The organism is Shewanella waksmanii ATCC BAA-643 (genome assembly GCF_000518805.1).
Taxonomy (GTDB): domain Bacteria; phylum Pseudomonadota; class Gammaproteobacteria; order Enterobacterales; family Shewanellaceae; genus Shewanella; species Shewanella waksmanii.
Genome location: NZ_KI912497.1, coordinates 1 through 11,755 on the forward strand (window position 1 = coordinate 1; position 11,755 = coordinate 11,755).

10 protein-coding genes and 1 pseudogene are annotated in these 11,755 nt (G+C 45.5%); 1 reads left to right on the forward strand and 10 read right to left on the reverse strand.

Going from position 1 to position 11,755, the window contains the following annotated elements; translation table 11 throughout:
- On the forward strand, positions 1 to 246 hold a 246-nt coding region (locus L865_RS24255), incomplete at its 5' end, for an integrase core domain-containing protein (RefSeq protein WP_028775268.1).
- A gap of 38 nt (positions 247 to 284) precedes the next feature.
- On the opposite strand, the gene hflC is transcribed toward L865_RS24255, so the two are convergent.
- The 10 genes and pseudogenes from hflC to L865_RS0120030 all read right to left on the reverse strand — a co-directional run bounded on the left by hflC (position 285) and on the right by L865_RS0120030 (position 10,895).
- Positions 285 to 1,163 (reverse strand): protease modulator HflC, encoded by an 879-nt coding sequence (gene hflC, locus L865_RS0119985; RefSeq protein ID WP_028774845.1) that lies wholly within the window; start codon positions 1,161 to 1,163, stop codon positions 285 to 287.
- 2 nt (positions 1,164 to 1,165) lie between these two features.
- Positions 1,166 to 2,308: an FtsH protease activity modulator HflK gene (hflK, locus tag L865_RS0119990; protein ID WP_028774846.1), complete on the reverse strand. Its 1,143-nt coding sequence runs from the start codon at positions 2,306 to 2,308 to the stop codon at positions 1,166 to 1,168.
- 44 nt (positions 2,309 to 2,352) lie between these two features.
- Positions 2,353 to 3,651 carry a ribosome rescue GTPase HflX gene (gene hflX / locus L865_RS0119995; protein WP_028774847.1) on the reverse strand — a complete coding sequence of 433 codons (1,299 nt, stop codon included), beginning with the start codon at positions 3,649 to 3,651 and terminating at the stop codon, positions 2,353 to 2,355.
- Between the two features lie 18 nt (positions 3,652 to 3,669).
- Positions 3,670 to 3,951 (reverse strand): RNA chaperone Hfq, encoded by a 282-nt coding sequence (gene hfq, locus L865_RS0120000; protein ID WP_028774848.1) that lies wholly within the window; start codon positions 3,949 to 3,951, stop codon positions 3,670 to 3,672.
- Between the two features lie 88 nt (positions 3,952 to 4,039).
- Positions 4,040 to 4,933 carry a tRNA (adenosine(37)-N6)-dimethylallyltransferase MiaA gene (miaA, locus tag L865_RS0120005; protein WP_028774849.1) on the reverse strand — a complete coding sequence of 298 codons (894 nt, stop codon included), beginning with the start codon at positions 4,931 to 4,933 and terminating at the stop codon, positions 4,040 to 4,042.
- Positions 4,934 to 4,968: 35 nt separating this feature from the next.
- Positions 4,969 to 6,840: pseudogene (mutL, locus tag L865_RS24260) on the reverse strand (DNA mismatch repair endonuclease MutL).
- Positions 6,837 to 8,165, reverse strand: a complete 1,329-nt coding sequence (locus tag L865_RS0120015) for an N-acetylmuramoyl-L-alanine amidase (RefSeq protein WP_084632602.1) — start codon at positions 8,163 to 8,165, stop codon at positions 6,837 to 6,839. Before L865_RS0120015 ends, mutL begins: the two are co-directional and overlap by 4 nt.
- A gap of 6 nt (positions 8,166 to 8,171) precedes the next feature.
- Entirely contained in the window at positions 8,172 to 8,627 is a 456-nt protein-coding gene (gene tsaE / locus L865_RS0120020; RefSeq protein ID WP_028774851.1) for a tRNA (adenosine(37)-N6)-threonylcarbamoyltransferase complex ATPase subunit type 1 TsaE, read from the reverse strand.
- Positions 8,628 to 8,731: 104 nt separating this feature from the next.
- Positions 8,732 to 10,207: a bifunctional ADP-dependent NAD(P)H-hydrate dehydratase/NAD(P)H-hydrate epimerase gene (locus L865_RS0120025; protein WP_028774852.1), complete on the reverse strand. Its 1,476-nt coding sequence runs from the start codon at positions 10,205 to 10,207 to the stop codon at positions 8,732 to 8,734.
- Between the two features lie 232 nt (positions 10,208 to 10,439).
- Positions 10,440 to 10,895, reverse strand: coding sequence for a hypothetical protein (locus L865_RS0120030; RefSeq protein WP_028774853.1), 456 nt, complete (start codon positions 10,893 to 10,895; stop codon positions 10,440 to 10,442).
- Positions 10,896 to 11,755 lie beyond the last annotated feature (860 nt).

The following is an 11,755-nucleotide window of genomic DNA, read 5'->3' on the forward strand; positions in this document are numbered from 1 at the left end:
GCCTATGGAATGACCCCATCAATGACAGATGGATATGACTGCTACCAAAATGCACAAGCAGAGCGTGTGAATGGTATTTTGAAGCAAGAGTTTTTGCTTAATCGCTGCAGAACGATGAAAGAGCTTGGCGTTTTAATCAAGGAATCGATAGAGATTTATAATCAATTACGGCCGCACCTTAGTTTAGGAATGAAAACCCCAAATGAGGTGCATGAAAAAGCCAGTTGGGAATACCAACTGGCTTAATAAAAACCGTCAACCTATTTTAGGACTAGACACAGGATTTATTTAGCTTGCGAGCTCTTCATATACTTGAAGAAGTCACTATCAGGTTCTAGCACCATTACATTGCCTTCACCTTGGAAGCTGTTCTTGTAAGCCTCTAGGCTACGTAAGAAGCCAAAAAACTCAGGATCTTTGTTGTATGCGTCTGCATAAATTTTTGCAGCAATCGCATCACCTTCACCTCGCACTTCCAATGCTTTACGTTGCGCTTCAGCTATCTGAATGGTGACACCAGCGTCTGTCTTAGCACGAATAATTTCCGACTGCTCTTTACCTTGAGCACGATGCTCTTTAGCAACGGCAGTACGCTCGGCGCGCATACGTTGATAAATACTCGAACTGACGTTCGCAGGTAAGTTAATTTGCTTGACTCGAACGTCAACCACTTCAATACCCAAATCTTCAGAGCTTTCCATGGCATTATTCAATGCATCTTGCTGCAACTCATCACGGCTACCAGAAACAATTTCAGTAATCGTGCGACGACCAAACTCTGTACGCAGGTCGTTGTTGATTTTACGTTGCAGTAATGACTCAGCCTGGGCCTTGTTACCACCGTTGGTCGATAGATAGTATTTCTCGTGATCGGCAATACGCCACTTCACATATGAGTCAACCATCAAATCTTTCTTCTCAGAGGTTACAAAACGATCCGCTGCGCCGTCCATGGTTTGAATACGTGAATCTAAGAACTTAATCTTGTCGATTCCCGGTATTTTAAAGTGCAAACCAGGTGCATAAATGCGAGTTTCGCCACCATCTTTAAGGATTTTACCAAAACGAGACACAATTGCGCGCTCGCCTTCGTTAACCACGATAAGAGAAGACAAACCTACGGCAATCAGAATAGCCACGATAATTATGGTTAATCTACCCATGATTAATTTCTCCCCTGACGTACACGTTCAGAACGTGAAGAACGACCATCAAGTGGTAAACCATGGTTCACCATGCTATTACTCCCTGTGCTTGCGACAGGCTCTGTCATCACAGGTTCCGCTGATGTTTTACCACTATTTTGCTGCATTAGCTTATCAAGCGGTAGATACATCATGTTGCCATTATTTTTCGCATCAATAAGAACCTTATTGGTGCCAGACATCACTTCCTGCATTGCATCGATGTACAAACGGCTACGTGTCACTTCAGGTGCAGCTTGATACTCAGGTAATAGCAGCTCAAAACGAGCGATCTTACCGCGAGCTTCTAGGATTTCACGCTCTTTATAAGCGTTAGCCTGTTGCTCCATACGCTGAACTTGACCACGTGCTTTGGGCTCGATTTCACGCGAATATGCTTCAGCTTCACGAATAAAGCGTTGTTCATCTTCTTGTGCAGCAATAGCGTCATCGAAGGCGTCTTTTACTTCTTCTGGCGGACGCGCCGGCAAGAAGTTAACGTCAACAATGTTAATACCCAGTTTGTATGGCTCGATAATACGCTCGACTTCTTCCCACGTATCGCGACGAATTTGGTCACGGCCAGTAGTCAAAATGTCATCCATACGGTTATGGCCCACGACATATCTCAAGGCACTGTCTGTTGCTTCACGCAAACTTTCGTTAGCGTCGACAGCACTAAATAAGAATCGATAGGGATCAACCACACGATATTGAACATCGAGTTCAACTAAAACCACATTCTCATCCGATGTTAAAATCGTACCTGACGCTGGAATAGAGCGAACAGTACTGACGTTAACAGGAAAAACTTCGTCGATGAATGTCGCTTTCCATTGCAAGCCTGGTTCAACTTCACCGATATATTGGCCAAAACGCAATGCAACGCCTTTTTCAGCCTCTTTTACGGTGTAGAAACCTGATAGTCCCCAAACAGCGATTGCTATTACGAGCACTATACCGATACCGAACGAGCTTACACTCGGTCCAGAACCGTTTCCTTTCCCCCCAAACTTTTTGGAAAGATTCTTAAAAACTTCATCTAAATCTGGTGGTCCCTTGTCGTTACCACTTTTATTTCCCCAAGGGTCTTTCCCCTTGTTACCGGGCTCGTTCCAAGCCATTTAGCACTCCATAGGTGTATGAATTAAACGAGATTACTAAAAAACTACTCTACTGCGGCTGATTCCACAACAAAGGTCTCTAACTCCCCTTGGCTCTGCTTAACAAGACGATGCCAATCGGCCTCAATCATGCGTACAGACAAAATACAGTTCCCCAGATCGTCATACTCTTTCTGCTGTATTACATCAAGTCGATAAAACTGACCAAGATAATGTCCGGCTGTTGCCGGGACTTGAAGATCAACCTCAACAATCGACTGGCCAACAAGTTGGTTAATCGCTGTCTTTAGCTCTTCCAAGCCTTTGCTTTGTTGAGCCGAAACCCAAACCCGCGTTGGTAAGCCTTCAGAATCGAAATCAATCTTAGGACTTACCTCTTCCAACAAATCGATTTTATTACAAACAACCAATTGTGGAATTTCTTCTGCACCTATCTCTTTGAGCACGTGTTGTACTTGCTCAAAGTTATCTCCCATATTCTCATCTGCCGCATCAACAATGTGCAGTAATAAATCTGCTTCTCTTGTTTCTTGCAGTGTCGCTTTAAAAGCGGCGACTAAGTCATGGGGTAGATGGCGAATAAACCCGACCGTATCAGCTAAAATGACTGAGCCATCTTGAATTTCAAGCTTTCTTAGCGTTGGATCCAAGGTCGCAAACAGCTGATCTGCCGCATACACATCCGATACCGTCAGTGCATTAAATAGTGTCGATTTACCCGCATTGGTATATCCGACTAACGACACGGTAGCTAAATCACTGCGCTTACGTGCTCGGCGACTTTGCTCGCGTTGCTTATCTACTTTTGCCAGCCGCTTATTAATGGTCTTAATTCGACCACGTAATAAACGCCTATCCGTTTCTAACTGAGTTTCACCTGGACCACGTAATCCAATGCCGCCTTTTTGGCGCTCAAGGTGAGTCCAGCCTCGAATCAAGCGCGTCGACATGTGGCGCAATTGCGCTAGCTCCACCTGCAACTTACCTTCGTAAGTACGCGCTCTTTGGGCAAAAATATCTAAAATCAGTGTCGTTCGGTCTAACACACGACATTGGCATAACTGCTCAAGATTACGTTCCTGGGCAGGGCTCAATGCATGGTTGAAAATCACTACATTAGCCTCAGTCGCTGAGACCATTGCAGCTAATTCTTCGGCCTTCCCCGAACCGACAAAATATTTACGATCCGGTGAACGACGGCTTCCCGTGATCACGCCTACAGCTTCGGCACCTGCCGACTCCACTAATAATTGCAGCTCGGTAATATCTTCCCGACTGTCTTCATCAGAAAAGTCGATATGGACAAGTACTGCACTCTCTCCCGCCTCATAGCGATCAAACAAAAAGCAAACTCCTTAAAATTACTGTTGTTCGTTGTCGTCACTTGGGGTGTTAAAACCACCCGCCTGGTTAGGCGTACCGTGATGACCGCCAACCTTAAATGGGCGCGCTGGCACAACAGTAGAAATGGCATGCTTGTACACCATTTGACTCACTGTGTTTTTCAACAAAATAACAAACTGGTCAAATGACTCAACTTGTCCTTGAAGCTTAATACCGTTAACCAAATAAATTGATACTGGAACGTGCTCACGTCGTAGCGCATTCAAAAATGGGTCTTGTAAAGATTGCCCCTTTGCCATTTTATAATTTCCTTTTTATTAATAAATCAGTAAAAACCGATACAACATAAAATTTTGTTTGGTTTTAGTATTATATAGAGTGACATATTTAGCTAGCAGCATGCGCCATTAAGCGAGATATATTGCTCTCATCGCCACTTTCTAGCCAATTTAGCTCTGGCCACCCTCTCAACCATGTTAATTGACGCTTAGCCAATTGCCTAGTAGCAACAACCGCTTTTTCGACCATTGTATTATAGTCGTAGTCCCCATCGAGATATTGCCACACTTGACGATAACCCACACAACGCATTGAAGGCAGATCTAAATGTAAATCGCCGCGAGCACGTAACTGCTCAACTTCTTCAATGAATCCTTGATTTAACATCAATTTGAATCTTTGTTCTATAGAAAGATGTAACTGTTTCCGATCTTTTGGCGAAATCCCAAACTGGGACACAGTATAAGGCAGAGCTTCTGACTTAGTTTGTGTTAATTCAGTCAAGGACTTACCGGTTATACGATACACTTCAATTGCCCGTGATAACCGTTGTGGATCATTTGGATGAATGCGCTTAGCCGCCACTTCATCCACTGTCGCCAACTCATCATGCAATGCTTGCCAACCTTTTGCATCAGCCTCGAGTGCGATTTGTGCCCGAATAGCTTCATCTGCTGCGGGTAATGGCGACAATCCTTCCAATAAGGCCTTAAAATACATCATGGTGCCGCCAACAAGTAATGGCGTCTTACCTTTTGCCAATATGGCTTCAATTTCAACTAGCGCATCTTGGCGGAAATCTGCGGCTGAATAGCTTTCACTGGGATCGCGAATATCAATCAAGCGATGTGGCGCTCGCGCGAGTTCTTCCGCATCGGGTTTAGCGCTGCCGATGTCCATTTGGCGATAGATTAAGGCTGAATCTACAGAGATAATTTCACAGTGATGTTGCTCAACCAATTCAATGGCAAGTGCCGTCTTACCTGAGGCGGTTGGCCCCATTAACGTTACAATCTGTGGTAAACGTTTGTCTGTCACTAATTTTGCTCTGCTATCCAGTTTTGCCAAGGCAATGCCTTAGCTTGAGTAAATATTGAATCTTGTTCTGCTTGGCTCAATGTCGACAGTGCCAGCCAAACATCGGCCGCTGAGCTAAACTGCTCTTGGCTTTGGGTGACGAGCCAATTGATCATCGCTTCATCACTCGGTTCCTCAAAGCGTATCCATTGGATCAACTCTGGAATAACCTTAGCCAATTAGCTCTTTCTTAAATATGGGGGCACTTTCTTAATTATCAACTGCCCTAAACGAATTGTTACTTCAATACCGAGTTTACGAATCAACTGCTCACGCTCGATAAGTGTTGCCTGCCAGTCTTCATCGGCTGCTACCGATACCGGCATCAACAGCGGTTGCCCAACTAGGCCACCTGCGAGTTTATGTTGTAGCTCTAGCGTTTTTACCGTATCGGCTACATCATTAATACTCAGTAACTGCAATGACTGCTCGGCACAAATCACCCAATACTGCCCATCGAGTACCGCAGGCATATCTGTCGGCTGCGGTTGTTCACTCGAGTCGACCTTTGGCGTTGTTAATAGTTGTGCATAGGCATCAACCGCCGCTTGGCTGGGTAACTCAACGTCGGCTCTAGCCGATGCTCTGCCACCTGCTGCACCGCGAGAATACTCGCTGCGCCCATAATCGTGGTGGCTTGATTCACTTGGCGCTTGATAAGGAGTAGGCGCACGCTCTTGAATACTTGCGCTTATCTCTGGCGCTAACGGCTTAACTACTTCATTTGCATTGTGACTCGTTTCAGCTTGCTTGGTAAGGCCAATGTCATGGGTACTGGCTATCACTTGGGCTTGGTTATCTTGTTCCGCCTCTAAGGGTAACGAAACAAGCTGAATTAAAGCTGACTGCAACGCTTGTAAGATGAAATCGTGTACATAGCGACTCTCATGAAAACGCACTTCGTGCTTAGCAGGATGAACATTGACATCCACCTGATGCGGGTCGATATCTAACATCAATACAAAGCCAATTTGCTCATGAGTCATAGACTCGGCAAACGCTTGGCGTACTGCGTGATTGACTAAGCGGTCTCGTACTAAACGACCATTTACGTAAAAATATTGGGTATCGTTGGCACTGGCTTCAAAACGAGGCGATTGAATATAGCCACTTAATCGGAGCCCGTTATGACTACAATCCACTTTTAATGCTTGCTCGGCAAAACGTTTGCCACTGACTTGGGCCAAGCGCTGTAAATACTGATCTTCTGTTTTAGCTGCGCGGTAATTGCGTACCTGCTTACCATTGTGCTTTAAAGTAAAGTGAATATCGCTTCGCGCCAAAGCAATCCGCTTAAGCCACTCATCAATATGGGTAAACTCTGTCTTGTCACTCTTTAGGAAGCGGCGCCGAGCTGGGGTATTGAAAAACAAGTCAACCACCGACAACGTGGTCCCCACTGGATGGGCGGCAGGCAAAATTTTGACCGCCATCTCTGAGCCTTCAGCATAGGCCTGTCAAGCTTCTGTTTGCTCCGCGGTTTTGGAGGTAAGCGTCAGCCTCGATACTGAACTGATACTGGCTAATGCCTCACCGCGAAAACCAAAGCTTAAAATGGCGTCGAGATCATCTAATGTACTCAGTTTAGACGTCGCGTGACGCGACAGGGCCAAGGACAGCTGCTCTTTGGCAATCCCTGAACCATTGTCTTGAATTTTTATTAACTTGCTTCCGCCCTTGTCGATCTCTATATCAACGCGAGTCGCACCGGCATCTAAACTGTTTTCTACCAGCTCTTTAATCACCGACGCCGGTCTTTCAACAACTTCACCTGCAGCAATCTGGTTAGCGAGTTGAGGCGGCAATATCTGAATCAATTTTTCGCTCATCATGCCCTTGGTATAACTAGTTTTTGACCCACTCTTAGCATGTCGGATTTTAGATTGTTGGCTTTTTTAATGCTGGCGACCGTCACTTGGTAACGGTGAGCAATAACCGACAACGATTCGCCAGAGCGCACTTTGTGGCTGCGAGAGCTTTTACTTGCCATCAAGGTGTCACTGGGCGGGTTATTTTCAAAATAGCGCAACACACCACGATGAACCGCATTGGCAATATTGTTTTGATGCTCTCGCTGAGTCAGCAAACGCTCTTCTTTATGATTGGAAATAAAGCCTGTTTCAACCAGAATCGAGGGAATATCTGGCGACTTAAGCACACCAAAGCTTGCAGATTCTGGCTTGTGCTTATGTAACTTGGTGACTTTACCAAGGTTGGCTAACACATCGTCGGCGATGTTATGACTAATCGCCATTGATCTATCCATCGACATATCCAGCAAAGTCATTGCTAGGTATTGCTCATTGTCGGTGTTTTGAATGATTTCTCCAGCACCGCCCAATAATTCTGAATGTTTCTCTTTATGCTCTAACCAGCGACCAATTTCACTATTGGCCCGCCCCATTGATAGCACCCACACTGAAGCGCCACGCGGTTGTGGTGAGGTAAAAGCATCCGCGTGAATAGAAATCAGTAAATCAGCCTTACTGTTGCGGGCAATCTCAGAGCGGCGGTTAATATTGACAAAGTAATCACCGGTGCGGGTCATCACCGCCTTCATACCCGGTGTACTGTTGATTTTAGCTTCAACTTTTTTAGCAATTTGTAGCACTACCCGTTTTTCATAGGTGCCTTTGGGCCCGATAGAACCAGGGTCGTCGCCACCGTGGCCCGCATCGATGGCAATAACAACATCGCGTAGCGCATTGGTTGGTTTCTTGTTTACCGTTGCTGCCGAACTTGCTTTGGTGCCACCAGCATCTAAATCAACCACCAGACGGTTGCCGTAAGGAGCGGTGGGCGGTAACGCAAATAAGTTAGCTTTAACGGGTTTTGTGAGATCGATAACCAGACGTAACGTGCCTTTTGCTGGCGGCTTACTGGTCCGCACCTGCTTAACCAGTTTACTGTTATTGCTGATTTTTTTAAGGTCTAACTTGGTCGATGCGCCTTTTAAATCCACGACTAAGCGATAAGGGCTCGTCAGGGTAAAGTAGCTGTAATCAGCCGCTTTTGAGAGGTCGAACACCACCCGAGTTGATTCTGGCGCAGCCCAAATACGCACACCATCTAATTGATTAGCGGCAGCAACCCCTGCGGACAGGCACAGTAAAAATATGAAACTAACAAATTGTATTTTTAGCGCTTTATTTGTCATTTTTTATTATAGGCTTTGTAAAATCCGCTCACCTTTTTCAGACTCTGCGGTCAGTGTAACTTTACGGTTTTCCCCTTGGTACACCAATTCAAGTTTAACATCGGCTGCGGGCAATAACCCCTCACCTCTATCGGGCCACTCGACGAGACATAGGCTCGTGGGAGAAAAATAATCCCTAATTCCCATAAACTCTAGCTCTTCAGGATCACTTAAACGATATAAGTCAAAGTGGTAGACCTCCATACCCTCAAGTTCATAAGGCTCAACGAGTGTGTAAGTCGGGCTTTTTACCGCCCCTTTATGGCCCAAACTCTGGATAATACCGCGACTAAGGGTAGTCTTGCCCGCCCCCAACTCACCATATAAATACAAGGTAGTTGGCGCATCAAGTACTTTGGCTAAACGCAACCCAAAGGCAACAGTTGCAGCTTCATTTTCTAATTCAAATGCTAATGACGACATAATTTCCACAATAACAAAACAAACGGCACGCCGACGATAATACGCTACTTTACCGTAATCAGTCGCTTATCTAAACAAACATTAGCCTAATTTAATTTTAAACACTACAACTCATCCACTAAGCGACGTATGTGGACGAATAAATCACTAGCAAGCATGCCTCTCATTCCATCTACGGCCGCGCACTCTGCTGCTCGCCCGTGAATCACCACCGCAGCTGTCGCAGCAGCCATAGGTGACATTTTTTGAGCCATAAGCGCAGCAACAATACCGCCTAATACATCACCGCTGCCACCACTGGCTAAACCCGCATTCCCTACTGGGGCAACATGGCAAACCTCACCATCATAAATTAGCGTGCCAGGCCCCTTTAGCACTACCACGCCACCATACTTGGCCTGAATGGCCTCAACAGCAGCAAAACGGTCCTGTTCAACCACTTCTGTCGCCACACCGAGTAACCGCCCCGCTTCGGCCGCATGAGGGGTAAGCACCCAATTGTCATGTCGTCTAGGTTCTGCACTTAAAAGATTGAGAGCATCGGCGTCAACCACACAAGGCTTGTCACATAAGCCGACAGCTTTGAACAGGTTATAACCCCAATCCTGTTGAGCTAGACCTGGACCAATTAGTAACACATCTGCCCAGCCTAAGCGCAGATAGACTTCCATATCGACTAGTTCACAGCCCCAGAACATGAGCTCAGGCCGGCCAGCACTTATCACTAAATGGTGACTGGGGTGTGACACTACGGTCACTAAGCCGGCTCCTGAGCGCAAACAAGCTTCAGCCGCTAAACGAGGTGCACCAGACATGCCCTGGTCGCCACCGATAACAGTGACTTTTCCGCACATGCCTTTATGGGAGTCATGGGGCCGATAAGGCAGCCCCACGGGCACTTCTTCCGCCGTGACATTGATGACTTTGGAAGGGGCTAACTGGCTCGATAAGCCGATATCAGCAAACACCAGCTCACCAACATGCTCACGGGCTTTACCAGTAATTAACCCCTGCTTTAACGCCCCAAAAGTAATCGTCATATCGGCCTTGATGGCACAACCACCAAAACCAGTGTTACCGTTAATACCAGAGGGAATATCTAAGCTAAGCGTCCACGCTTGACAGCCATTAATACGTTCAATAACCGCTGCCATGCTGCCGGATATGTCGCCGCTAAAACCGGTACCGAGCAAACCATCAACAATACAGTCAGCCTCTAGCAGCACTTGCTCAATGTCAACACTGACCCGGCCACCCACAGCAATAAAATCGGCTTTACTTTGTGCTAAACCCTGACTGACATTGTCACGTTCCAAGCAAAATAAGCTCACCGTTTTTCCCGCTTCAAGTAATAAAGTGCCAATGGTGAACGCATCTGCGCCGTTATTGCCATAACCCGCGATGATGGCGATTTTACCATCGACTTTATGCTGTTGTTGCAGCAGGGACAAACTCGCCGCGGCAGCGCGTTCAATCAAATCATGCTCAGTGATCCCAGTTTTAATAAGTTGCAACTCGGCTTGCTTGACTTGCTCACAGGAAAAAAGCGTCGCGGGTAATTCTTGTTGTTGATAAAGCATTAAGCCGGTCTCCATTGAATAAAGGGACTTGGCAAAGTAATCACATTGCCCACATTTATTAAGGTATATACATAGTAGAATATGAGCCTTAATTTGAGATTAGATTCCCGTTAATCAGCACTAATTTACAAAAACTTGATCTCACGCAGGCATTGCGATGTAAATCGACGTTAGTTCATGAAAAAAAGACCAAAAAAAAGCACCGTTACGGTGCTTTTTCATGTCGGTAAGTTTATAGGTCGTCCATGCGAATACTGCTATGCACTAACCTTTGCTGTTGAATTTTCTCCACTCGCACTAAATCATCAAGGGCACCTTTAACATCGCTAGACACCGAAGAGTTGGCCGTTTTCTCTAACAGCCCAATAAGACGATTCTCTAAATCAAGGTGTAAGTTGAGTACATCTTCTTCACTCATATTCGCGGTTAAACTGGTTTGCTTACACAGTGCGATAAAGTCTTCAAAAACAATATCGTTATACCAAGTATCCAGTAGTTTCGCAGGAGCATCTTCGATATAGCTTTCTAGCTTCTCTGCCACGGTAAGTTGCTGCTGTCTAAAATACTCAAGAAGCATCTTCACCCGTGTAGAGTCAGCATCGGTATGCAAGCGCTTATACAAGCTACCCATCTCATGGCGACATTTTGCGACATAAGACAATTGCTCCCCAAGCTGTTGAAAACGAATCATAATGTACTCCTTTCATGCTTACTTAGCGTAAATTTTCAATGATTAAAGATATTATGCAGTCATTGCCCACAACATAATTTGAACAATGTCATAGTTTAGTCAGTTGCCCTTCTTACATTAGCAGAAGATAAAGAAACTATTTTGTGAATCACGAAACATCGACAAATGGGATACAGATCGACTTTTGCGCTCGCCCGTAAGCGTTAGCAATGCGTTAGAAAGGGTATGTTGTTTAAGAGAGGCTCGAACCGATGACCTATACCTTGGCACAAAAAACGGTATCAGCTCTTTTAACAAGCGCAACTGAGCGAATGTCGTATAAATTTTTAAATTGGAGAGTAAGCGGAGGAAGATTGGAGCGAGTTCTTTTAAGGTAAGAGTAGGGTTCGAACCGATGACCTATACCTTGGCACAAAAAACGGTATCAGCTCTTTTAACAAGCGCAACTGAGCGAATGTCGTATAAATTTTTAAATTGGAGAGTAAGCGGAGGAAGATTGGAGCGAGTTCTTTTAAGGTAAGAGTAGGGTTCGAACCGATGACCTATACCTTGGCACAAAAAACGGTATCAGCTCTTTCAATAAGCGCAACTGAGCGAATGTCGTACAAATTTTAAATTGGAGAGTAAACGGGGAAGATCGGCGCGCGTTCTTTTCAAGTAAGAGTGGGTTCGAACCGATGATCGATACCTTGGCACAAAAAACGGTATCAGCTCTTTCAATAAGCGCAACTGAGCGAATGTCGTACAAATTTTAAATTGGAGAGTAAACGGGGAAGATCGGCGCGCGTTCTTTTCAAGTAAGAGTGGGTTCGAACCGATGATCGATACCTTGGCACAAAAAACGGTATCAGCTCTTT